The sequence below is a fragment of the Mesorhizobium sp. INR15 genome, assembly GCF_015500075.1.
Lineage (GTDB): Bacteria > Pseudomonadota > Alphaproteobacteria > Rhizobiales > Rhizobiaceae > Mesorhizobium.
Window position 1 is genome coordinate 91,392 of record NZ_CP045496.1, and the last position, 23,227, is coordinate 114,618.

The 23,227-nt window shown below is 64.2% G+C and carries 17 protein-coding genes and 1 pseudogene; 11 read left to right on the forward strand and 7 right to left on the reverse strand.

All coding sequences use genetic code 11. The features are described 5' to 3' along the window. Positions 1-5: 5 nt before the first annotated feature. The 5 genes from GA829_RS00445 (at position 6) to GA829_RS00465 (ending at position 4,126) form a co-directional block, all read left to right on the forward strand. On the forward strand, positions 6-464 hold the full coding sequence (locus GA829_RS00445; protein WP_195176642.1) for a hypothetical protein: 459 nt from the start codon (positions 6-8) through the stop codon (positions 462-464). Then, entirely contained in the window at positions 461-913 is a 453-nt protein-coding gene (locus GA829_RS00450; protein WP_195176643.1) for a periplasmic heavy metal sensor, read from the forward strand. Before GA829_RS00445 ends, GA829_RS00450 begins: the two co-directional genes overlap by 4 nt. A 107-nt stretch (positions 914-1,020) precedes the next feature. Further along, positions 1,021-1,302, forward strand: coding sequence for a GCG_CRPN prefix-to-repeats domain-containing protein (locus tag GA829_RS00455; protein WP_195176644.1), 282 nt, complete (start codon positions 1,021-1,023; stop codon positions 1,300-1,302). Between the two features lie 123 nt (positions 1,303-1,425). Continuing rightward, the gene (locus tag GA829_RS00460; RefSeq protein WP_258052070.1) at positions 1,426-2,874 is read left to right on the forward strand and encodes a DUF1800 domain-containing protein; all 1,449 of its coding nucleotides are present in this window, start codon (positions 1,426-1,428) and stop codon (positions 2,872-2,874) included. Positions 2,875-2,887: 13 nt separating this feature from the next. Further along, positions 2,888-4,126: a DUF1501 domain-containing protein gene (locus GA829_RS00465; protein WP_195176646.1), complete on the forward strand. Its 1,239-nt coding sequence runs from the start codon at positions 2,888-2,890 to the stop codon at positions 4,124-4,126. A gap of 41 nt (positions 4,127-4,167) precedes the next feature. Here the strand turns inward: GA829_RS00465 and GA829_RS00470 are convergent, their stop codons facing one another. From GA829_RS00470 to GA829_RS00500, 7 genes are all read right to left on the reverse strand, one after another. Further along, positions 4,168-7,578, reverse strand: a complete 3,411-nt coding sequence (locus GA829_RS00470) for an acyl-[ACP]--phospholipid O-acyltransferase (protein ID WP_195176647.1) — start codon at positions 7,576-7,578, stop codon at positions 4,168-4,170. 498 nt (positions 7,579-8,076) lie between these two features. Then, positions 8,077-9,654: an indolepyruvate oxidoreductase subunit beta family protein gene (locus GA829_RS00475; RefSeq protein ID WP_195176648.1), complete on the reverse strand. Its 1,578-nt coding sequence runs from the start codon at positions 9,652-9,654 to the stop codon at positions 8,077-8,079. After that, complete coding sequence (locus tag GA829_RS00480) at positions 9,647-11,800, reverse strand: thiamine pyrophosphate-dependent enzyme (protein ID WP_195176649.1); 2,154 nt, start codon at positions 11,798-11,800, stop codon at positions 9,647-9,649. Before GA829_RS00480 ends, GA829_RS00475 begins: the two co-directional genes overlap by 8 nt. 44 nt (positions 11,801-11,844) lie before the next feature. Further along, the gene (locus GA829_RS00485) at positions 11,845-12,327 is read right to left on the reverse strand and encodes a MarR family winged helix-turn-helix transcriptional regulator (RefSeq protein WP_195176650.1); all 483 of its coding nucleotides are present in this window, start codon (positions 12,325-12,327) and stop codon (positions 11,845-11,847) included. Then, entirely contained in the window at positions 12,327-13,898 is a 1,572-nt protein-coding gene (locus GA829_RS00490; RefSeq protein WP_195176651.1) for a phytoene desaturase family protein, read from the reverse strand. The genes GA829_RS00485 and GA829_RS00490 overlap by 1 nt, the downstream gene beginning before the upstream one ends. 16 nt (positions 13,899-13,914) lie before the next feature. Beyond that, on the reverse strand, positions 13,915-14,706 hold the full coding sequence (locus GA829_RS00495; RefSeq protein ID WP_195176652.1) for a cyclase family protein: 792 nt from the start codon (positions 14,704-14,706) through the stop codon (positions 13,915-13,917). 146 nt (positions 14,707-14,852) lie between these two features. Further along, positions 14,853-16,193: an IS1182 family transposase gene (locus GA829_RS00500; RefSeq protein WP_195174571.1), complete on the reverse strand. Its 1,341-nt coding sequence runs from the start codon at positions 16,191-16,193 to the stop codon at positions 14,853-14,855. A 118-nt stretch (positions 16,194-16,311) separates the two neighbouring features. Between GA829_RS00500 and GA829_RS00505 the strand changes: the two are divergent. The 6 genes and pseudogenes from GA829_RS00505 (at position 16,312) to GA829_RS00530 (ending at position 23,178) form a co-directional block, all read left to right on the forward strand. Then, positions 16,312-17,885, forward strand: a pseudogene (locus GA829_RS00505) (phytoene desaturase family protein). Positions 17,886-18,010: 125 nt separating this feature from the next. Further along, the gene (locus tag GA829_RS00510; protein ID WP_195176653.1) at positions 18,011-19,537 is read left to right on the forward strand and encodes an ABC transporter substrate-binding protein; all 1,527 of its coding nucleotides are present in this window, start codon (positions 18,011-18,013) and stop codon (positions 19,535-19,537) included. Positions 19,538-19,625: 88 nt separating this feature from the next. Continuing rightward, complete coding sequence (locus GA829_RS00515) at positions 19,626-20,633, forward strand: ABC transporter permease (protein WP_195176654.1); 1,008 nt, start codon at positions 19,626-19,628, stop codon at positions 20,631-20,633. Then, on the forward strand, positions 20,626-21,474 hold the full coding sequence (locus GA829_RS00520) for an ABC transporter permease (RefSeq protein WP_195176655.1): 849 nt from the start codon (positions 20,626-20,628) through the stop codon (positions 21,472-21,474). The genes GA829_RS00515 and GA829_RS00520 overlap by 8 nt, the downstream gene beginning before the upstream one ends. Next, a complete protein-coding gene (locus GA829_RS00525) occupies positions 21,471-22,349 on the forward strand; it encodes an ABC transporter ATP-binding protein (RefSeq protein WP_195176656.1) in 879 nt (292 codons plus the stop codon). The genes GA829_RS00520 and GA829_RS00525 overlap by 4 nt, the downstream gene beginning before the upstream one ends. After that, positions 22,342-23,178, forward strand: a complete 837-nt coding sequence (locus GA829_RS00530) for an ATP-binding cassette domain-containing protein (RefSeq protein WP_195176657.1) — start codon at positions 22,342-22,344, stop codon at positions 23,176-23,178. The genes GA829_RS00525 and GA829_RS00530 overlap by 8 nt, the downstream gene beginning before the upstream one ends. The last annotated feature ends 49 nt before the right edge of the window (positions 23,179-23,227 follow it).

Consider the following 23,227-nt stretch of genomic DNA (forward strand, 5'->3'; position numbering starts at 1 on the left):
AACCGATGTCTGATGATCACCTGTCCGGAGATCCACCGGAAATGGATGCCGAGCGCTTCGCGGCCTTGGCGGCAGCCTATGGCGGCGACTTGCGCCGCTGGCCGCGAGCCGAGCAAACCGCCGCCGCGATCTTCGCGCAAGTTGAAGAAGCGCAAGCCATTCTGCGGCGTGCCGGCGCGCTCGATGCCATGCTTGACCGTCATCACGTCAAAGCTCCTGAACGGGCCCTCCAAAGCGGAATCCTGCGGGCAGCCGATGGCCACCTCTCGCGGCGCCGCCGCCAGCGTTTCTGGTGGTTCGGGCTCGGCCTGGCCGGTATCGGTCTGGCTGGCGCCATCGCCGGATTGGGATTGGTCACGGTCGTGACGCCAGATGCCCAGTCCGATCACCATATCCTGGACGCCAATGTGACCGCGTTCGGTGATGCCAGCCCCGACGGCGACACGATCGAGGAAGACCTATGAGCGCGCGTAACCTCGTCATCTTGTCGGTGGCACTGAATGTCTTTCTGGCTGGAGCGCTCGCCGGCGGCGCCGTCTGGGTGAGAAGCGGCAAGTCCGGTCCGGGATACTCGCTCGAGTCGGCGGGCGGGCAACTTCCCGCGCAGGATCGCAAGGCCTTCCGCCAGGCATTGCGCGAGGTTCGCCGCGATGCCCATCAGGTCATCCTCGATGGCCAGCAAGCAAGGCGTGAAGCAGCCGACCTGCTGCAACAGCCGGTTCTCGACACGGCAGCCCTGTCAGCCGCGCTGGAGCGGGCCCGCAATGCCGATGTCACCGTCCGCACACGGCTAGAACAACGCATCGTCGAGTTTGCCGCTGCAAGCTCCGTCCAGGCTCGCAACCTGCTGGCGGAAGGGCTTGTGCGGCGCGCCGACCGGCAATCGGCCAACGCGGCAAAAAAATCGCCGTGAGGACCGACGGAAAATTCTGATGCGCCCGTTTAACGAGAAGAAGGGACAAGCCTGACGGGGTCACGATCCCGACAGGTTCCTCACTCTCGGGACATAGGAGTATCCTCATGAATCGCCTGACAAAATATGCCATCGCCGCCGCTCTAGCCGTTGGCGGAACTGGCACGACGGTCGCGGCATCCTCCGCGATGCCGATCGTCTCCATCACCCAGCCGGCCGGCTCCGCGCTGGTTGAACACGTGGCCTGGGGCTGCGGCCGCGGCTGGCACCCCAACCACTGGGGGCGTTGCGTCCCAAATCGTGTGGTTGTCTATCCCGGCTTCTACGTCGGACCTCGCCCGATCCATGTCTGGCACCGGCATCACTGGCACCACTGGCGTCGCTGGTAGGCATCACAAGGCATTCTGGCTTGCCGCTGCAGATCGGCAAGCCAGAACTGCTGTCCACTCGCGAACACTGCTGAACCCAGCCAGGCGCTCGTGCGTCTGGACACCCAGAAAACGGAGGCCGACTTGGCTGTTCCGATTGCAGATTCAGCGCTCGATTCTACGCTCATAGCACTCAACCGGTTCGGGCTTGGCGCCAGGCCCGGCGACCGACAGAAGCCTGCTGGAGATGCGCGCGGTTACCTCAAGGCTGAACTGCGCCAAACCGACATTGCGATGATTTCGCTGGACGATCCGGCTTATGCGGGTCTGGTCGGCGGAACCGAAGCGATCCAGTCAAGCTTTGAGGCCAGAATGCAGCGCAAGGCCGAAAAGGAGCGCGAGGCGGAGGCGGCCGGGCAGCCAGCGATGGCGAACGCCGCACCGATGCCCCCCGCCGAAGCGCCGGACAAAGCGGCAGGCCCACCGGCCGCCGCGACATTCTTCAAGACAGAGGCGCAGGCGCGTTTCGACAAGGCGTATAGCGTGGAATGCGGCTTTGCCGAACGCCTCGTCTACTTCTGGTCGAACCATTTCTGCGTTTCGGTGGCGAAGAACCTCGTCGTGCGCGCCAGCGCCGGTGCCTTCGAGCGTGAGGCGATCCGGCCCTTCGTGCTTGGCCGTTTCGCCGACATGCTGCTTGCGGTGGAACGTCATCCGGCGATGCTGTTCTTTCTCGACAATCAGCAATCGGTCGGCCCGGATTCACGTGCCGGAAAGAGGCGTCAGCGCGGCCTCAACGAGAACCTCGCTCGCGAAATTTTGGAGCTGCATACACTCGGTGTTGGTAGCGGCTACAGTCAGGCCGATGTCACCAGCTTCGCCCGCATCCTGACCGGGTGGACGATGGCCGGCCGTGAAGGACGGCTGGGTGAGCCCGGCAGCTTTGTCTTCAACGCCAATGCCCATGAGCCAGGCGATGCGGTGCTGCTCGGCAAGACCTATCCAGCCGGCGGCATGGGGCAGGCCGAGGCCGCGCTCAACGATATTGCCCGGCATCCGGCGACGGCGATGCATATCGCCACCAAGCTGGCTCGTCATTTCATCGCCGACACGCCACCGCCAGCAGCGGTGGCTCGCCTCGCCAAGGTCTTCACCAAGACGGATGGCGATCTGCGCGCGCTGGCCTTCGCTCTCATCGACATGCCCGAGGCATGGTCGACGCCCCTCACCAAGATGCGTTCACCGGTCGACTATGTCATGGCGATCAGTAGGGCGGCCGGCCCGAGAGCGGGTCCGGGACAGTCGCTCGGCTGGCTTCGCGCTCTCGGTGAACCGCTCTGGCAACCGCCAGGGCCGAACGGCTTTCCCGACCAGACGGATAGCTGGCTGTCGGCGGAAGGTATGAAGACCCGTCTCGATATCGCCTGGCAAGCCGCTCAGCAGGTAAAGACCATCGGCAACCCCAGCGATCTGCTCGACGCGCTGATCGGCCCTTCGGCTTCACCCGACACGAGGCAATCGATCGCCCGGGCAGAATCCGAACAGCAAGGCCTGGCGCTGCTGCTGATGGCGCCCGAATTCCAGCGCAGATAGCGGAGATGATGTCATGAGCCTGCTTTGCGAAGTCCCGACGCCCTCCCGCCGCGCCGTGCTGATGACCGGTGGCGCGCTGTTTGCCTGGGCCCATATGCCTCGCTTTGCCCGCGCCGCCGACAACCGCGACCCACGCCTGATCGTCATCGTGCTGCGCGGCGCACTGGACGGCCTTTCCGCGGTCGGACCGGTCGGCGACCCCGACTATGCCGGGCTGCATGGTGATATCGCGTTGTCGCTGACCGGGCCGCATGCGGCGCTGCCACTGGACGGCTTCTTCGCTCTCAACCCGGCGATGCCAGTGTTCGCCCGGCTGTTCAGGGATAACCAGGCGGCGGTCGTGCACGCGGCGGCGACCGGCTATCGCGACCGCTCGCATTTCGACGGCCAGGATGTGCTGGAAAGCGGTTTTTCCGGACCGGGCCACGTTGCCACGGGCTGGCTCAACCGGGCCTTGGAAAGCCTGCCGGCAGGCGACCGGGTCGCGACGCTTGGCGGCCTCGCCGTCGGCCCGTCGACGCCACTAGTCATACGCGGTGCGGCGCCCGTGCTTGGCTGGGCGCCACAGTCACTGCCGGCGCCCAGCGACAGCCTCGCGGCGCGCGTTCTCGATCTCTACCATCATCGCGATCCGGTCCTGGCGGTGGCCTTGCAAAAGGGGCTTGATGCCGACCACATGGCGCTGGACGACAAGATGGGCGCCAACGCGATGAAGCCTAAGGGTGGCCTCGACAGCGCCGCCGGCATGCGGCAGGCAGCCCAGGGCGCCGCCAAGCTGATCGCGGCTGACGATGGGCCACGCGTCGCGGCGCTCGCTTTCGATGGCTGGGATACGCATGTCAACGAAGGCGGCGCGACCGGCCGGCTCGCCACTTTGCTCGGCGGCCTCGACGGCGCTTTCGAGGAATTCGAGAAGGGTTTGGCCGAGCGCTGGAAGGACACGGCGATCGTCGTCATCACCGAGTTCGGACGCACCGCCCAGGTCAACGGCACCGTCGGCACCGATCATGGCACCGGCACGGTGGTGCTGCTGGCGGGCGGCGCGATCAAGGGTGGCCGCGTCATTGCTGATTGGCCCGGACTGAAGCCCGCCCAGCTCTACGAAGGGCGAGACCTGGCACCGACCAGTGACGTCCGGGCGGTGCTGAAGGGCCTGCTTGCCGACCAGTTCGGGCTTTCCTCGGCAGTGCTCGGCGACAAGGTGTTTCCGGACTCCGCTTCGGTGAAGCCGATGAAGAACCTTGTCGCCTGAAGCATTCGCGTCAGCCGCGACTTTCAGCGCGGCGGCCTTGTTCAGGCCGCCTCGACCTTGACGGCCGGCACGTCTTCGCCGCGCACCAGCCTGGTTACACCTGCAAAGTCGACCTTGCCGGAGCCAAGCACCGGCACATGCGCCACGACGCGCACTTCGGCCGGCACCATCAGGTCCATCGCACCATTTGCCTTGGCGTAGGCCAGAAACTCTGCGCGCGTCGCCTTCTCGGCCTCGGTGATAAGCACCAGCCTCTCGCCCTTGCGCGGGTCCGGCACGGTCGCGACGGCCGAGAGCGAGCCCTTCCAGAGCTCACCGGCCAAGGCTTCGACCGCAGCCAGCGAAATCATGTCGCCGCCGATCTTGGCGAAGCGCTTGGCGCGGCCACGGATGGTGATGAACCCTCCCTCGTCGATCGAGACCACGTCACCTGTGTCATGCCAGCCGTCCGGCAGCGGCTCGAGCACGCCCGGCTTCTCGGCGCGCAGATAGCCGGCCATGACGTTTGGTCCACGCACATAGAGCCGCCCGCCATCATCGACACCTGGCACAGGATCGAGACGATATTCCATGCCGGGCATGATTTTGCCGACCGTGCCGGAGCGATTGTACATCGGCGTGTTGATTGAGATCACCGGCGCGGTCTCGGTGACGCCATAGCCTTCGAGGATACGCACGCCGAACTTTTCCATGTAGGTCATGCGCGTCGACGCCTTGACCGGCTCCGCGCCGGCAAAGCAATAGCGTATCGAGCGGAAATCGTAGGGATGCGCGGTGCGGGCATAGCCGCTGAGGAACGTATCGGTGCCGAAGATGATCGTCGCGTTCGATGCGTAAATCAGTTCCGGAACGATGCGGTAGTGCAGCGGCGACGGGTAGAAATAGACCGGCACACCCGAGATCAGCGGCAGCACGGTGCCTGCCGTCAGGCCGAAGGAATGGAAGATCGGCAGGACGTTGAACACTTTGTCGCCCGAATGGAAGTCGATGCGCGAGGCCGCTTGCGCGGCGTTGGCCAGGATGTTGCGGTGGGTCAGCACGACGCCCTTCGGCGTGCCCTCGGAACCAGACGTGAAAAGGATCACGGCCGGGTCGGTGGCCTTGCGGGCAACCCGTGGCGTGCTCTTGCGCAACAGGCCAAGCAGCTTGTCCTTGAGGCCGATGGTGGCGCGCAGATCATCGAGCCAGACGATCTCAACCGAACGGCCTATCTCCTCGACCACGGGGCCGAGCTTGGCCTGTTCGACAAAGGCTCGCGAGGTCAGCACCGTGCGCACCTGGGCGGCTTTGCAGGCGGACAGGATGTTGGCGGCACCAGCGGTGAAGTTGATCATCGCCGGCACCTTGCCGGCGGACATGACGCCAAGCAGCGTGGCGCAAGAGCCGTTGGCGTTGGGCAGCATGATGCCGAGCGTATCCTGTCCGGCATAGAGATTCTCGAATTTCTCGCCAAGCACGGCGGCCGCCGTCAGGAGCTTGCCGTAGCTCAGCGAGCCAGTGACCGGATCCTGCACGGCAAGTTGCTTCATGCCGCGTTCGTTGGCCGTCAGGATGATCTTTTCCAACACCGTCCTGTCGATGTCCTGGGTGCGGAAGACCAGGTCCGACATGACCTGATAGAGGGCCGCTCCCGCCGCGGCGCGGCGCTGACGGCCTCTCAGTTCCGGCGGAACTTCGAGCTTGACCGGCGGCAATATGGTGACCTTAACCTTCGGGAACAGGCGGCGGCGCACGTGCTGCGACGTCAACCGCGAGAACGGGCTTTTCTCCAGCCCCTCGATGCGGATCGGCACCACCATCGAGCCGGTCTTGTCGGCCACCATGGCGGCGCCATCGTAGACCTTCATCAGCCCGCCAGTGACGGTGATGCGACCCTCGGGGAAGATGACCAGCGGATCGCCGTTCTGCACGATCTTGATCAGTGTGCGGGTCGACATCGGCTTGGCCGGATTGAGCGGCAGCGCACGGGTCAGTTTGAGGAAGGGCTTCATCCACCAGGCCTGCGCGATGGTGTAGTCGATGGCGAAAACCGGCTCTTCATCGGTCAGCGTCAGCGCCAGCGGGCCGTCCAGGAAGCTGACATGGTTGAGCGCCAGGATCGGCGCCTTGCCGGCCGCCTTGAGGTTTTCAATCCCTTCCACTTCCAGGCGATGGAAGGCGCGGAAGAGAATGGAGACGAAATCGCGGAAGGCGTTGGTCGGCAGATATTTCAGCATCAGCCAGGCAGCCAGTGCGTTGGCCGCGACAAGACCGAACAGTATGCCGCCGGTGGAGACGCCGGCCGCCTGGATCGCGGCAACGAGGATGCCGCCCACTGTCATGAAACCAGCGTTGACGATGCTCACGGCGGCGACGACGCGGGCGCGGCGCGCCTCGGGCGACCATGCCTGTATGGCGGCGAAAGTCGGCACCACGAGAAAGGCGGCCGATATAGCCATGCCGGCCAGGTCAATCGCAACGCGGATCGTGTTCGGTCCGGCGAAGAACATGGCAAGGCTCTCGGCCCTGGGCGAAGGCTGCATGCTCCAGACTGTCCATGCCAGGTGCAGACCGAACAGCGCGAGAAACGCCGTGCCGACCGGCGCGGGCAACAGCACCATGCGGCCCTGCGACATCCACGCGGCGATCGCCGAGCCAATGGCGATCGAGACGGCGAACACCGCGAGGTAGGCGGTGACGGCGATCTCTCCGCCGCCGAGCGAGTTCTTGACCAGCGTCGGCAGGATCGAAAGGATGACGGCCCCGATCAGCCAGAACCATGAGGTCATCAGGCCGGCGCGCCAGATGCGCTTGTCTGTCCGCAATTCGCTGACCTGACGCCAGGTCGAGCGAAAGACGTTCTTGTCGATGACGAGGTTGGGAGCAGCCGAACCCGTGGAGGGGATATAGCGGCTGACGAACCAGCAGCTGATTGCCAGGATCATCATGATCGGCCCGAAGACCCAAACACCGATGCCATCGGCGGAGACGACGCCGCCGGCGATGGTGCCGCCGAGGATGGCGGCGAAGGTCGCCGACTCGATCCAGGCGTTGGCGCGCGGCAATTCCTTGCGCTCGAGATGATCCGGCAGGATGCCGTATTTGATCGGCCCGAACAGCGCCGAGATGACGCCGAACATGAGCAGCGCCGTCATCAGCACCGGTATCGAGGACAGTGCGATGCCGACAACCGCGACAGCCGCGGCGGCGATCTCCGCGAATTTCAGCCGGCGGGCGATGATGGCCTTGTCGAACCGGTCGGCGATCTCGCCGCCCAGCGCGGACAGGATCAGGAAAGGAGCCATGAACACGGCTCCGGCCAGCGTGACCAGCGAGGCCGCCTGATCGGCCGCCAGCGTGAAGAGAATGAGAAACACCAGGGTGTTCTTCAGAAAATTGTCGTTGAAGGCGGACAGGAACTGCGTCCAGAACAGGGGCGCGAAGCGCCGCGAAAGCATGAGATGCGTGTCCATGGCGATTTCCATCTGGCGAGACCTCCGACACTGCTTGTCGGGCGGTCACTCGGGTTGCATGCGCTGCGTCAATCTCGGTGATATCGGTAAGCTGGTTAAACTTCGTTACGGCACTTTGATGTCCTGCAAAGTCGGGACAGATGGGCGAACCAGCCCATGAGGCGGTTCAGGTCGTGCACTTGCCAAGCAGTTCAACATTCTGGCCTCCCACAGATGAACATTGTTCATTAGCGCACCATACCACGTTTTGAACATCGTTCAAGCGGAAAATGAACGCCGTTCATTAATTCGAAATTGGGAGAAGAATTGGATGCGGAGAACAAGCGCCAGCAAGAGTGCCATCCCACCTGCGATATAGCACTGCCCGATACTGACTTTTTCAGCGTAGCCCGCTCGGGGCGTCCGGCTTGCCGAAGTCTGCCACCATGGCCGGCCTCGACCGCCTGTGCGATCGTTGCAGCGGCAGGTTCCACGCTGCCAGGATTAGGCTGGCCGATCTCAGTTCGTTGGAGTTGGCCCCAGCGACGCCACGGTCTTCAGCGCACCGTCGAGCATGTCGCCCTTCTCGTCCTTCAGCGCCATCTCACGCAGACGTCGGATCCAGTCGGCGGCGTCGGCCCGGCCCTTGACGAGATCGAGCGCCGACAGCACGCGGTCGAATTTGGACTGCGAGCGTACGTGCGTGTCGCTGTAGCCCTTGATCAGCCGGCGGCAGTTCAGGATTTCTACCGCGAGCGCGTAGTCGGACGGCACATAGCCGAGCGCCAGCGCATACCAGCGCTCCATATGCGCGGCCTCGACCTTGTGGCGCAGCAGGCCACGGCGCCAGCGGCGCAGGCCGCCGATGAACCATAGCGCGGCAAAGCCGGCAAAACTGTCGGTGCGGATGCGGCGACCATGGTTGATGCGGCGATCGAGAAAGGCGGCAAGCTTGGGCCGGTTTTCGATATAGAGGCCAAGCTTTGCCGGCAAAGTGCCGCAGAATTCCTCGATGCGCGGATGGAAATACTCGGTCACCTGCAGGATCGAACCGTCCTTGACGCCGACCTCTTTCCGAACCCTGATGTCGCGGGTAGAGCGCGTCTTCAGGTCGGCGACGCGGATCATGTCGTCGTAGCACGTGGCATTGGCGAGATGCTTGGCGGCAGCGATCGACAGCGCGAAAGCAAGTTCGGCGCTATCCAGCGCGACCGCCTTGTCCAGCCGATCGAGATATTCGCCGCCGTAGGCGACATCCTGATAATCGACGACCTTTCTCAGCCCCCTGAGCGCCATGTCGCGTACCGGCTCCGGCAGTGCTCCGACCCGAGCCGCCAAAGCCTGCCACCCCTGCAGCAGGCTTTGCGGCCCGCTGATCTTTCCGGCGGGATCGAGACTGGCCTCCACGGCTTTCCGTTCTGTCGCTTGAGGGGCTGCCGCCGTGCCGCGCACGCGGTCATGCGAGGCGCCGAAGGCAGCGAGGCTGGCCTTCACACCCCGGCCGCCAGCGCCGATCGCCTGTTCGTAGCTTTCGCGGGTGAACGGCAAGGCGTCCGAGCCGGCAAGCGCGCCAAGCAAACTGGCCGAGATCATCGAGCCATTGTCGGCGGCGATCTTTTCCATATCGAAAGCGATGAAGCGCCTGGCCGCTGCCTCGGCTGTGGCATGCACCTTGGACGACGAGGCCCGGCCATCGCCCGGTTCGATTTTTTCCGAGACGGCGGCGATGCGGTGCGACGAGGTGATCAACGTGGTGCGGTTGGGCGTGACGAAGCCACGGATGATGGCGCGGCCGGCTTCCATCAGCTCCGCCGCGATCAGGATATCGACGTCGCCTTGCGAGGGAGACAGTGCGAAGATCGGCATGCGGCCGGTGTCTCGAGCCATCTCGATATAATAGATCGTGGCGCCAGTCCGCTGGGCGACGCCAGCGACCGAGGTCGACTGCGCGACATAGCCGTTGCGCTCGGCGACGTCGGTGATCCAGTCGGCAAGCACGCCGCCGCCTTGGCCGCCAACCGCGAGCACGGCGAGTTTGATGACCGGCTCGTCAGCGGCGCCAGTACGGGGGTGTGATGAGGGGACGGTGTCAAGCATCGGCGAAGGTCAAACGCCGGCTTTCGCGGCGCCTCTGCAAGAAGCTGATGGTGGCGCGGCGGGCCGTCTGTAGAAAACGGTCCCAACGGCTGGGGTTGTGGACCACGTCGGCGCGGTAGAAGGACGGGCACAGCACCGCCGCGTCCGCCACCTCGCCGCAATTGCCGCAGCCGACACAGTTCTGGTCGATACTTGCCACCGGATCGTCGCGCAGCGGGTCGTCCAGCGACTTGACCGACAGGGACGGGCAGCCGGACAGCCGCATGCAGGCATGGTCGCCGGTGCAGATGTCCTCATCGACGCCGAACTTCGGCTTCACGACGCGTTCGCCGCCCTTGATCGCCTTGTCGACCAGCGGCTTTTCGCGGCGTTGCCGGTTGAGCATGCATTCCGACGAAGCGACGATGACCTTCGGCCCCTTCTCCTCCGTCGTCAGCGCCTCGCGCAGCGTGTCCTGCATCTTGCCGACATCGTAGGTGTTGTCGACATGGCGCAGCCATTTGACGCCCATGCCTTTGACCGCCTCGGTGATCGGATGCTTTGTCGACTTGGTCTTGTTGCCGGCGCGCGATGACAGGATGTCCTGGCCACCGGTCGCTGCCGAGTAAAAATTGTCGACGATGACGATGACGCCGTCGTTCTTGTTGAACACGGCGTTGCCGATCGAAGAGGTCAGGCCGTTGTGCCAGAAGCCGCCGTCGCCGACGAAGGAGATCGAGCGGCGCTTGGCGTCGGGCGAATTGAACGCCGAGGCCGAAGCCGGCCCGAGCCCATAGCCCATCGTGGTGGCGCCAAGTTCGAAGGGCGGCATGATCGAGAACAGATGGCAGCCGATGTCGGAGGCGATGTGGTGTTTGCCAAGCTCCTGCTCGACCAGCTTGGTCGCGGCAAAGATCGGCCGTTCCGGGCAGCCGATGCAGAAGCCGGGCGGGCGGCCTGGCACGACGTTGATCAGATCGGCTGTGTCGACGCCGTCGCCGACCTTGTTGGGCGCGCGCACCTCGCCCGGCAGCAGATGCGGCGCCTCGGCACGCAGGAACGAGCCGATGCCGTCGAGCATGACCTGGCCGGTATATTCACCGGCCATCGGCAGGTGCTCCTTGCCGACGATCCTGGTGCCGCGCCCGGACTTGTGCAGCATCGATGAGAAGGCCTGCTCGATATAGTTGGGCTGGCCCTCCTCGACGACGAGCACGGACTGCTTGCCCTCGCAGAAGGACAGGAACTCGTCATCGATCAGGGGATAGACAGCATTCAGCACATAGAGCGGCACGTCGGTGTCGCCATAGGTGTCGGCGAGGCCAAGCCGCTGCAGGGCGCGGATGACCGAATTGTACATGCCGCCCTGCATGACGATGCCGACCGAGCCATGATCTGGTCCGAAGATCTCGTTGATCTTGCGGCTGCGTATGAAATCGACCGCCGCCGGCCAGCGCTTCTGCACCTTCTCCTTCTCGTGCAGGAAGGAGGCAGGCGGCAGCACGATGCGGCCGGTGTCGCGGCGCGGCGCATCCAGTGCATCGGCGACCGTCATTGGCGGCCGCTTGTTGTCCTTGGCAATGAAATGGCCGTGGACATGGCAGCAGCGGATGCGGACCTGCAGCATGACAGGCGTGTTGGAAATCTCGGACAGTTCGAAGCCGTCCTCCACCGCCTTGACGATCGACGGCAGATTGGGGCGTGGGTCGAGCAGCCAGACCTGGCTCTTCATGGCGAAGGCGTGGCTGCGCTCCTGCATGATCGAGGAGCCTTCGCCGTAATCCTCGCCGACGATGATCAACGCGCCGCCGGTGACGCCACCGGACGCAAGATTGGCCAAGGCGTCGGAGGCGACGTTGGTGCCGACCGTCGACTTGAAAGTGGCCGCGCCACGGATCGGATAATGCACTGAGGCCGCCAGCATGGCTGTGGCGGTGGCTTCCGAGGCGCTGGCTTCGAAATGCACGCCGAGCTCGCCCAGGATGTCCTGTGCGTCGGCCAGCACATCCATCAGATGGCTGATCGGCGCGCCCTGATAGCCGCCGACATAGCCGACGCCGCATTGCAGCAGCGCCTTGGTGATGGCGAGGATGCCTTCGCCGGCGAATTCCTCGCCGGCACCAAGCCGCAGCTTCTCGACTTCCTTGGCAAAAGACCGTTCGGCCATGTTGGCCTCCTTCCGTTGCCGCCGGCATCCGGCGGCGCGTACGTCTAGATGTCGTGCTTGCGGATGTTCTTCAGCATCTTCAGCAGCGTCGCGATAAGTGCTGCGTATTCGGCGTCGTCGACATCGTCGAACATGGCTTCGAATGCGTCATGCATGGCCGGCCAGGCGCGGGCAAACTCGGCGCGGCCATCGTCGGTCAGGAACACGTGGCGGATACGGCTGTCGGTGACCCCTTGTTCGCGGCGCACGAACCCCTGCCCTTCCAGCGTGTCGAGCGTCCGGCTCAAGGTCGACTGCTCGATCACCGTGAAGACGGAGAGGTCGTTGACGGTGACGCCATCCGTGACCGACAGCACGGCCAGCGTGCGGACCTGCGGGATGGTCAGACCCTGCTTGCGGAAATCGTCGCGCAAGGTGGCGTTGTAGCGGCCCATGATACGGTTCATCAGATAGGGCGCGAATTGCACCAGCCCGATCTGACCGAGCGTCGAGATGCGCTGGCGCTTTTCCGCGACCTTCTGCTCCATCACAGCCTCCCCGCCAGGAGAAAGCCGGAGCCGCCGCCCAGGCCGGCGCCGGGGTGTGTCGAAGCACCGATGTGGTAGAGGCCCTTGATGCCGGTCTGGTGGTTGCGGCTGGTCTTGAACGGCCGCCACAGGAAGGATTGGTCGATGGTCGACGAGCCGCCATAGGGATCGCCGCCAACAAGATTGATATTCATTGCTTCGAGATCGGCCGGCGAATACGCGCGGCGTGCGATGATACTGCCCTTGAACCTGTCTATGTGATTGGCAAGGATGGCTTCGGCGCGATCGGCGTAGGCCTCGCGCAACGCGTCGGTCCATTGCCCGTCCGACGGCGTCTCCAGCTTGCCGGCGGCATCGCCCTTGATGTGCCGTGGCGCCTCGGGCAGTTGCAGCCACAGGATCGCCTTGCCGTCCGGACAGCGCGACGGATCGAGTGCATGCGGCTGGCCAACGCAGATGGTCGGCACTTCGGGCAGCATGCCACGCGCCGCCTCGTTGCAAGCCTTGGAGACGCCATCCAGCCCAGGTGTCAGGTGCAGCAGCGCGACCTTGTCGAGCCCTCCGCTCTTCCAGGCCGGCGGCTTGTCCAATGCATAATGGATCTGGAAATTGCCCTTGCCGTAGCGATAATTCCGCGTCGCCTCGACATCGTCCTTGGGAGCGTCGCTGCCAAGCAGGCGGCCGTAGAGCTGCGTCGGCGTGACCGAGCAGATGACGCTCTTCCTGGCCGTGATCGTTTCGCCCGAGGCCAGCCGCACTCCCGTGGCACGGCCGCCGCTCTGGACGATGGAAGCCACATCGGTACTGGTACGAATGTCGCCGCCGCGCTCCCGGATTAGTGCCTCGAAAGCGGCAAGCAGGTTCTTTGCCCCACCCTTGACGATCGGTGCACCGGCGGCCTCCAGCGCAAAGGCGATGACCTTGGCGATCTGGCCGGAGAAGGCATCTTCCGGCCCAAGGCCGGCATGCAGCACCCAGGGTGCCCAAAGCGCCTGGATGGTCTCGGATTGATAGTTGCTTTCAAGCCAGCCGCGTGCCGGCGCCAGCGCCTCGCCGAGAAAGGCGGCAAGGCCGCGCGGACCGCGCCGCCAGGCATCGGCAGCCAGAAGCTTCGCTGTCGGATAGGACCACAGGCTGCCGCCGAGCAAGCCGAACAGCAGGCCGGCATTGCGCTCGATGCCGCCGACATCCTCCGCGTGCCGGTCGCCGTCGCCGGTCGAAATCGCATTCAGTGCCGCGACATTGGCGGCACGGTCGGTGCTGAGCACCGCGTGGCTGCCATCCGGTCGGAGCACGCCGGTCGGCGTGTCGGTGTGACAGAATTCAAGCCCGTGCCGGGCAAGATCGCCGCCAAGTGCGGCAAAGGCCGGCGACGTGATGAACAACACGAAGGTCGTCGCCATCACGTCATGGATGAAGCCGGGCGCGGTGATCTCCTCGGTGCGCATGCAACCGCCGATGCGGTCGTTGCGCTCGAGGACAAGCACGCGCGCCCCTTTGCCGCCAAGCATCGCCGCGCAGACCAGCGCGTTGATGCCGCTGCCGACGATGATGTGGTCCGGCTGGCTCACCTCGGAGTGCCTTCGGTCAGGCTTTCGGCACCAATGCCAGCGCGCGGATCGGGCTGCCGGTGCCGTGCTCAATCTTGAGCGGCGCGGCGATCAGGATTGCACCTTTCGGCGGCAGCTGGTCGAGGTTGCACAGGCTGGCCAGGCCGTAGCGGTTGGCCTTGTGCATCAGCGTGTGCGCCGGGAATGGCGGCTCCATGCCGCCTGCCTTGCCAGCATCCGTGCCGATCGTCTCGCTGCCCCAGCCCTTGATGTTCTTGCTGATCAGGAACTGGATGGCTTCCGCCGTCGGGCCTGGCGTGTGCGGGCCGGTCTCGTTGGCGTTGAGGAATTCTGCTTCCGATCCGTTGCGCTTGTACCAGTCGGTGCGCATCACTACCCATTCGCCGGCGTTGATGGCGCCGTGCTTGGCTTCCCACGCCTTGATGTGATCGACAGTGAGCAGGAAGTCGTGATCGGCGGCGGATTCCTTGGAACAGTCGATGACATTGACCGGGCCAACGAAGTTCTGCACCGGAATGGTGTCGGTGGCGCCGTCGGCGTAATCCTTGCCGGTGATCCAATGCTTGGGCGCGTCGAAATGGGTGCCCGAATGCTCGCCGAGCTTCAGCCAGTTCCACGCCCACCACGGGCCGTTCTTGTCATAGGCGGAGATCGTGTGGATCTCGACCTTCGGCGTGTCGACCGCGAGTTCCGGCGGCAGCTTGATCAGCGGCGTGTCGGGGCCAAGCGGCGCCGACAGGTCGACCACCTTGATGGCGCCCGAAAGAAGCTGGCCGGCGACTTCGCCGAGGAGTTTTTGCGTGTCCATGGTCTCTGTTCCCTCTTTCACGATAATGCGGATGGCTCGTCTCGGCCCTTAATATCCTACTAGGAGCCCGTCCAGTTAGCGTTCCGGTCGGGTTCATTTCATTAGATAGTCTGATTGCGACAGGCTCTCGGGTGACGATAGCCTGGTCAGGAGGCCCTGAGGAGGCTTCCCAGCTTCACGAGGTTGTGGGCGGTGCAGATAATCGCCCATTCGGCACGCACGTTTGCCAGTCCCCGCAACAGGAACTGGCGGAAGCCGCGTGCCTGCTTGATCTGCCCGAACACCGCCTCCACGATCTGCTTTCGCAGTCGGTAGGGGGTCTCGAAGCCGCCGTCGGCGATCTTTTTTCTCATTGCCTGTGTCAACGGTCCGCCGCCCTTGCCGTTGTCGGCGGTGGGGTGTTTGGCGCGTCCGGTGGCGATGTAGCCATCGATCCCGCGTTGGTCGAGGCTGGCGAGGTTGACTTCGCTCAGATAGCCGCTGTCAGCGGACGCTTGCTCCGGTTTGCGGCCGAGATTGGCTTGGATGCCATCGACCAGCGGCACCAACTGGCCATAGTCGCTCGTGCTCGGCGTCAACCCGTGTGCAACGATGATCTGCGCTTTGCCGTCGACGGCCGCCTGCGCGTTATAGCCCTGGATGAAACCATCCTTGGTTTTGAGAATGCGGCTTTCAGGATCGGTGAAGTTGCGCTGGGCCTTCGCGGCGGGCTCGTCGGATGGCGCAGCCGCGGGCTTGCCGGTCTTCTTGCGGCCCTCGGCCTCGCGGCTCTTCTGCTTCTCGGCCTCGATGCGGCGCTCCTCGTCGGCCGCGGCCTTCGCCTCGGCCTCCAGTTCAGCCTTGGCCTGGGCGATCCTGGCGATCCGCCTCTGTTTGTCGGCGACCCAGCCGGGCAGTTCGTCACCTCGTTTGTTGCCGTGCAGCTTGTCCTCTTCGGCATCCGCCGCCTCAGCGGCGGCCAGCCAGCGATCGACCTCCGCCTGCAACTCGGCTTGGCGCTTCTTCATGTGCTGATAGCTCATCGCCTTGTGTTTGGACGCGTTCGCCTTGATCTTGGTGCCGTCGAGCGCGACATGCCCGAGCCGCACCAGCCCGGCCTTCTCGGCCAGCTTCAACACCTGCACGAACAGCCCGGCCAGCTGTTTGAGGTGCCGCTTGCGGAACTCGGAAATGGTACGGAAATCCGGCGCATCCAGCGCCGCGATCATCATGAAGTCGGCGCGCTCAACGCACGCCTTGGCGATGCGCCGGGAGGAATAGAGGCCGCTCGCATAGCCGTTGAGCAGCAGCGCCACCATCAGCCGCGGATCGAACGGCGGCTGGCCAAGCGCACTCCTATAGCTGCTGGTAATCTCGCTCAAATCGAGGCTCTCCCGCACCAGATCCACGATGAACCGTGACAGGTGGTCCCTCGGCACAAAATCCTGCACGCTCGGCGGCAACAACTGCGGCTGATCAATCTTCCACGCGCGAAAATGCTTGCTCATGGTCGCAATTAGAATCAGACTCGTGCCCAATTGAACAGCGACTACTCGGACAGGCTCCTAGACGAAAACATATGCATCTGCAATTATCTTTAAGCATAAAGGAAAATGGGAACGGGGCGTGAGCGAGTTCGACGCCATATTGATCGGGGCGGGCCACAACACTCTGGCATGCGCCGCGCATCTGGCGCTCAAAGGTTGGAAAACCGGGGTTTTCGAGCGCAGTGCAACAATCGGTGGCGCTGTCCAGACCCGGGAATTCACCCTTCCCGGCTTCCGCCACGATTTTGGCGCGATGAATCTCAGCCTGTTCGCCGGCTCAGCCTTCCACCAGAAATATGCAAATGAATTGAAAGCGCAGGGCTTGGAGTTCGCTCCGGTGGCCGATTGTTTCGCCAGCGCCTTCCCCGATGGACGCTGGTTCGGCGTCAGCAATGATCTGGAAAAGACCGCCAGCCGCATCGCCGCCTTTTCCAAGGCCGATGCCGAGACCTGGCGGCGCCTGGTGGCCGCCTTCCGGCGGAGGCCGAGCATTTGTTCCGGCTGCTCGGATCGCCGATGAGCGCGCGCGCGCTTGCCGGCACCGCCTGGAACCTGTGGCGCAAGAAGGGCATTGCCGGCGCGCTCGATACGGGACGTATGCTCTTGTCCTCGCCACGCGCGTGGCTGGAGGAGAATTTCGAATCGTCGCATGTCAGGGCGACGCTCGCCACCTGGGGCATGCATCTGGACTTCGCGCCTGACATCGCCGGGGGCGCCGTGTTTCCCTATCTGGAATCGATGGCCAACCAGAGTTTTGGCATGGTGCTGGGCAAGGGCGGTGCGGACACCATCATCCGTGCGCTCTCCGGAATGGTCACGGCCGCCGGCGGCAAGATAGTCACCGGAGCCGAGGTGGCCGAGATCACGCTCGCCAACGGCAAGGCGACGGGCGTCCGGCTGGCGTCCGGCGAGACGCATACCGCAAGCAAGGCCGTGATCGCGGGCGTCGCGCCCAAGGCGCTATCGGAGAAGCTGCTGCCGAACGGCTCCAGCGACGCCGGCTTTGATGCCGCCATGAAGAAATTCCGCCACGCACCGGGCACGATGATGATCCACCTGGCGCTCGACGACCTGCCGAACTGGCGTGCCGGGGCCGAGCTTCGGCAATTTGCCTATGTGCACCTGTCGCCGTCACTCGACGCCATGTCGCGGACCTACCAGCAAGCGATGGCGGGCGCGTTGCCGGACGAACCGGTGCTGGTTGTCGGCCAGCCGACAGCCGTCGATCCGTCGCGTGCGCCGGAGGGCAAGCACGTCCTGTGGGTTCAGGTGCGCATGCTGCCGGCTGAAATCCTCAACGATGCGGCCGGCAAGATCGCGCCCGCGCACTGGGACGAGGTCAAGGAGCAATACGCCGACCGCGTGCTCGACATCATCGAAACCTATGCGCCCGGGCTTCGCGGGAAAATTCTCGACCGCGCCGTGTTCTCGCCCATCGACCTCGAACGCGAGAACCCGAACCTTGTCGGCGGCGACCAGGTCTGCGGCAGCCATCATCTGGCACAGAATTTCCTGTTTCGCCCGGCGCGCGGCTTTGCCGGCTGGAACACGCCGGTCGGCAATCTGCATCTCACGGGTGCCGCGACCTGGCCAGGCGCCGGGACCGGTGCCGCCTCGGGTTACATGCTCGCGCAACAACTTGGCGGGAGGTAGGAGCCGAACTCCCAGGCAAACCTTGGCGTGAAGGATGGGCAAGGCGCGGTTGCCCAAGGACCTGCAGCCACTGATCAGACGACGACACCGCGCATAGAAACAGAAACCAAAAAAGGGGAACAACCATGCCAATCAACAGACGCGAATTGCTCGGATACAGCGCCGCACTTGGTGCCACGGCTATCGGCTTGCCGAAAATCGCAAGCGCCGCGGCCGGCGAACTCACCATTGCCTACAACGTCAATCTACCGTCCTGGGATCCGACCACCGGACCGTCCGCGGTCAATCCGACAATCCAGGGCCTCTACCAGTCGGTTTTCGACCAGTTCATTCCACAGAAGCCTGACCTGTCTTTCGCGCCCGGCCTTTTGACCGAATGGGGCTGGAACGACGATCGCACCAAGGTGATGATGACGGTGCGCGAAGGCGTGAAATGGCATGACGGCTCGCCCTTCACCGCCGAAGACGTGGTCTGGTCGCTGCAGCGTGCAGGTGACGAAAAGACCGGCAATCCGATCCAGTTCGTCTGGAAGAACGTCAACAACTTCAAGATCGACGGCAACAAGATCACCGGCGATGTCGTGCAGTTCGACCCGGTGTATTTCAAATGGATGTCGTTCCTCACCGGCTACATCCTGCCCAAGGCCTATTACGAGAAGGTCGGCGCCGAGGGGTTCGAGAAGGCGCCGATCGGCACCGGCCCTTACATGGTCGAGAAGTTCGAGCGCAACGCCTTCCTTCGGCTGAAGGCCAATCCGACCTATTGGGGCGGCAAGCCGGCCTTCGAGAATGTGACGATCAAGTTCGTTACCGATGCCGCGAGCCGTGTCGCGGAAATCGAATCCGGCTCTTCGCAGGTGACGCTTGAGATTCCGTACGAGGAATACGACCGCCTGATCGCCAAGGATGGCCTTGCCGGCTCGTGCAAGAACGTGTCGGACATCGGCATGATCTTCTTCAACAACAAGGATGCGATGCTCGACAAGAATGTCCGCCAGGCGGCCGTCATGGCGGTGGACAAGGAGCTGCTGGTCAAGCGGTTGCTGCGGGGCTATGGCCAGCCGATCGATACGCTGGAAACGCCCGAATACGCCGCCTACGATCCGTCGATCAAGGTCGAGCACAATCCGGAGAAGGCCAAGGAATTGCTGGCCGCTTCCGGCTATTCGCCTGAAAAGCCGGCCAAGATCACCATCCAGACGACCAAGGGCTTCAAGCCCAAGGACTACGAGATGGTGCAGGCCATCGTCGGCATGTGGCGCAAGGTCGGCATCGAGGCGACGATCGAGGTCTACGAGATCGCCAAGCACTATGAGCTGCGCGCGGCGCACAAGTTGGATCCGGCGGCCTTCTACAACTGGGGCAATGCCATCGGCGATCCGACCACGTCGACGGGCTTTGCGATGTTCGGACCATCGCCGCACTCATCCTGGAAAACCGACGACCTCGACGCGAAGATCGGCCCTCTCTGGGGTGAGAAGGACGAGGCCAAGCGCATTGCCGGCTGGAAGGCTGTCGACAAGTACATCGCCGAGCAGGCCTATGTGCTGCCGCTGCTGCAGTTCGCCCAGCCGATCGTGCATGCCAAGGGCGTCAAGGTCGTGCAGCATATTTCCGGCGCGCTGCTGCCGGCGCTGATGACCCCGGCCTGACATAGGCATCCATGCCGCGCGCCGTCGACAACGACGGCGCGCATTTTCTACCAGGCATACGAGCCAGCGTGCTCGCGCAAAGATTTACATGCTCCTGCAAAGATTTCTGATCCGCCTTCTGACGATGCTGATCACGCTTTTCGGCGTGGCCGTCGTCGTCTTCGTCGTGATCCGCGTCGCGCCCGGCGATCCGATCGCCATGATGCTGCCGCCCGGCGCGACCGATGCCGACATCGCCCGGTTGCGGGCGCTTTACGGGCTCGACAAGACCATCGTGCAGCAGTTCTTCATCTGGCTGTCCGGTGTTGCCAGAGGCGATTTCGGCACCTCGATCTCGCTGCGCCAGGACGTGCTCGGGCTGGTGTTCGATCGCCTGCCGGCAACGCTGGAGCTTGCCATCCTGGCGCTGCTGATGGCCGTGGGGCTGGGCGGCGCGACCGCGATCCTCGGCGCGCGCGAGCGTGGCACGGCGGTCGAGGCCGGCATCGACATCGCCAGCGGAGCAGCGCTTTCCATTCCGGATTTCCTGTGGGGTCTCGTGCTCATCCTGCTGTTCGGCGTGCTGGTGCCGATCTTCGACATTTCGGGCCGCGTGTCACCGCAACTCGACCTGCCTTTCGTCACTCAGTTCTACCTGTTTGAAAGTTTGCTGCGGTTTCGCTTCGATCTCACATGGGATCTGCTGAAGCACATGCTGATGCCGGCGGTGGCGCTGGCGCTGCCACTCGCGGCGATCATTTCGCAGCTGTTGAAGCAGTCGCTGAAGGAGGTGCTCGATCTCGACTATGTCGTGCTGGCACGGGTCAAGGGTTTTTCCGAAACACAAGTCATCCTGCGCGAGGCGCTGAAGAACGCCGCCTTGCCGACGCTAACCCTGATCGGCGTGCAATTCACTTTCCTCATCGGCGGCACGGTCATCGTCGAGCGGCTGTTTTCCTATGAAGGCCTCGGCAACATGGCGATCGATGCCGTCATCAACCGCGACCTGCCGCTGATCCAGGGCATCGTGCTGGTCTTCGCGCTGCTCTTCGTGCTGATCAATCTCGTGGTCGACATGATGTACGCGCTGCTCAATCCGAGGCTGCGCCATGGATGAGAACCGCATGTCACGGCGGGGCTCAAGTCCGCGGCTTTGGCTTGCCGGCGGCTGGCTGTTGCTGGCGCTTCTGGCCGCGATCTTCGCGCCACTGATCGCACCGCAGGACCCGCTGGCGCAGGACCTCATGCTGGAGCGGTTGCCGCCGTTCTGGATGAGCGGTGCCGAGCCCGGCTACTGGCTGGGCACCGACAGCCTTGGCCGCGACCTTCTTTCGCGATTGATCTTTGGCGCCCGCATCGCCTTCATCGTTGCCTTCGCCGCCGCGATCGCCGCCTGCGTGGTCGGTTCGGCGCTTGGTCTGATCGCGGGCTATTTCGGCGGCTGGGCCGACCGCATCATCTCGCGCATCGTCGATGTCTGGATGGCGTTTCCGCCGGTGCTGTTCGCCATCCTGCTGGTCGCCGTTCTTGGAACGGGCCTGGGTTCCGTCATCCTCGCCATCGCGATCATCGACTGGACCCGCTTCTGCCGCGTCATTCGCGCCGAGACCATGGGCCAGGCGCGCATGGACTATGTCGAGAACGCCCGCATCGCCGGCTATGGCCGCGTCGGCATCATGCTGCGCGAAGTGCTGCCCAATGTGGTGCCGTCGATCGTGGCGCTGCTGTCGCTCGAAATGGGCATCGCTGTCATCGTCGAGGCGATCCTGTCCTTCGTCAACCTGTCGATCTCGACCGACGATCCGACCTGGGGCGGCATCATCGCCGAGGGCCGGCTTTCGATCCACCAGGCCTGGTGGGTGCTGGTGTTCCCGCTGATCACGCTGATCCTCACCGTGCTGTCGTTCAGCCAGTTCGGCGAAGCCTTGAAGACGCGTTTCGATCCGGTGCTGCGATGAGCGCTTGCCTTGACATCGACGGCTTGAGCGCCGTGCTGCCAAATGGCCAGCGCGTGCTGCGCTCGGTCTCGCTCGTCGTACAGCCGGGCGAGGTTCGCGCGCTGGTCGGGGAGAGCGGCGCCGGCAAGACGATGATCGGCAAGGCGGTGCTCGGCGTCCTGCCGTCAAGCGTGCGCATTGTCGAAGGCGATATCCGGCTCGAGGGCGAAGACCTCGGCAAGCTGCAACCCAAGGCGCGGCGCACGCTGATCGGCGCGCGCACGGCGCTGATCCCGCAGGACCCGCTGACCGCGCTCAACCCGTCGCGCCGCATCGGCCCGCAGATGACCGACCGGCTGGTGAGCATCCTCGGCTGGAGCGGCGAGAAGGCCGACACCCGCATCCGGCAATTGCTGGACGAGGTGCAGATCCGCGATCCCGACCGCGTGCTCAAAAGTTATCCGCATGAACTCTCTGGCGGCATGCGCCAACGCGTCTTGATCGCCGCCGCCTTCGCCGCGGAGCCACGGCTGATCGTCGCCGACGAGCCGACCACGGCCCTCGACGTGACCGTGCAGAAACAGATCTTGCGGCTGATCGTGCAATTGCAGCGCGAGCATGGCACCGCGATCCTGTTCGTCACTCACGATCTCGGCGTCGTCGCCAAGATCAGCCAGAAAGTGTCCGTGCTCTATGCCGGCAAGGTGGTGGAGGAAGCCGAAACGGCGGCTCTCTTCGCCGCCCCACAGCACCCCTATACGCGGGCGCTGATGGCGGCGACGCCACGCTACACCGATCCTCTCGCCTCGCTGAAGCCTGTCGATGAGGCCGTGCTGGCCGGGCTCGCTTCGGAGATCGCCGCTGCCGACCAGGCCTGGAGACCTCGGCATGGCTGAGCCGCTGTTTTCCGTGCGTGGGCTGAAAGTCGCGCTGCCCGACATGACGCGCAAGCCGCTGATTGGCCGCGCGCCGCTGACCGAGATCCTGAAGGGACTGGATTTCGATCTGCCCAAGGGATCGGTCACCGGCATCGTCGGTGAATCAGGGTCCGGCAAGTCGACGCTCGGCCGCGCCCTCGTGCGGCTGCTTGAACCCAGCGCCGGCAGCGTCAGCTTCGACGGCCAGGACATTACCCATCTGCCGGAGGCAGAGCTGCGGCCGTTGCGCCGTGACCTGCAGATGATCTTCCAGGACCCGATGTCGTCGCTCAACCCGCGCCACACGATCTTCAGCATCATCGCCGCGCCGCTGAAGCAGAATGGGCTCGGCGACAATCTGACCGACCGGGTGATGGAAGCGCTGCGCCGCGTCGGCCTGCCGGAAAGCTTCGCCCGCCGCTACCGCCACGAACTGTCGGGCGGCCAGCGCCAGCGCGTCGGCATTGCCCGGGCACTGGCGCTGTCGCCGAAATTCGTGCTGGCCGACGAGATCGTCTCGGGCCTCGATGTGTCGACCCAGGCACAGATTCTCACTCTGCTGGAGAAACTCGCGGCCGAGATGGGCCTGACTGTTGCCTTCATCAGCCACGACCTGTCGGTGATCCGAAGGCTGTGCCGGCAAGTGATCGTGATGCGGGAAGGGGTGATCGTCGAGGCGAGTGCCACCGACGCCCTGTTCGAGAACCCACGGCAGAGCTACACGCGCGACCTCATATCGGCCATTCCGCTGCCCGAAATCGATGCCGGCTGGCTGGATATCCCTTCGACCGGCAAGGCGCCGACATGAATGCATAAGCACGCCGAAAAGCGGGCCTCGGACGTGCGAGCGGCAAATG

What these genes read in the sequence shown, in the direction of transcription:
- GA829_RS00455 (WP_195176644.1), top strand. Translation starts at nt 1,021, where the DNA reads ATGAATCGCCTGACAAAATATGCCATCGCCGCCGCTCTAGCCGTTGGC.
- GA829_RS00510 (WP_195176653.1), top strand. Translation starts at nt 18,011, where the DNA reads ATGCCAATCAACAGACGCGAATTGCTCGGATACAGCGCCGCACTTGGT.
- GA829_RS00475 (WP_195176648.1), bottom strand. Translation starts at nt 9,654, where the DNA reads ATGCTTGACACCGTCCCCTCATCACACCCCCGTACTGGCGCCGCTGAC.
- GA829_RS00515 (WP_195176654.1), top strand. Translation starts at nt 19,626, where the DNA reads ATGCTCCTGCAAAGATTTCTGATCCGCCTTCTGACGATGCTGATCACG.
- GA829_RS00470 (WP_195176647.1), bottom strand. Translation starts at nt 7,578, where the DNA reads ATGGACACGCATCTCATGCTTTCGCGGCGCTTCGCGCCCCTGTTCTGG.
- GA829_RS00450 (WP_195176643.1), top strand. Translation starts at nt 461, where the DNA reads ATGAGCGCGCGTAACCTCGTCATCTTGTCGGTGGCACTGAATGTCTTT.
- GA829_RS00480 (WP_195176649.1), bottom strand. Translation starts at nt 11,800, where the DNA reads ATGGCCGAACGGTCTTTTGCCAAGGAAGTCGAGAAGCTGCGGCTTGGT.
- GA829_RS00485 (WP_195176650.1), bottom strand. Translation starts at nt 12,327, where the DNA reads ATGGAGCAGAAGGTCGCGGAAAAGCGCCAGCGCATCTCGACGCTCGGT.
- GA829_RS00445 (WP_195176642.1), top strand. Translation starts at nt 6, where the DNA reads ATGTCTGATGATCACCTGTCCGGAGATCCACCGGAAATGGATGCCGAG.
- GA829_RS00495 (WP_195176652.1), bottom strand. Translation starts at nt 14,706, where the DNA reads ATGGACACGCAAAAACTCCTCGGCGAAGTCGCCGGCCAGCTTCTTTCG.
- GA829_RS00500 (WP_195174571.1), bottom strand. Translation starts at nt 16,193, where the DNA reads ATGAGCAAGCATTTTCGCGCGTGGAAGATTGATCAGCCGCAGTTGTTG.
- GA829_RS00520 (WP_195176655.1), top strand. Translation starts at nt 20,626, where the DNA reads ATGGATGAGAACCGCATGTCACGGCGGGGCTCAAGTCCGCGGCTTTGG.
- GA829_RS00465 (WP_195176646.1), top strand. Translation starts at nt 2,888, where the DNA reads ATGAGCCTGCTTTGCGAAGTCCCGACGCCCTCCCGCCGCGCCGTGCTG.
- GA829_RS00525 (WP_195176656.1), top strand. Translation starts at nt 21,471, where the DNA reads ATGAGCGCTTGCCTTGACATCGACGGCTTGAGCGCCGTGCTGCCAAAT.
- GA829_RS00530 (WP_195176657.1), top strand. Translation starts at nt 22,342, where the DNA reads ATGGCTGAGCCGCTGTTTTCCGTGCGTGGGCTGAAAGTCGCGCTGCCC.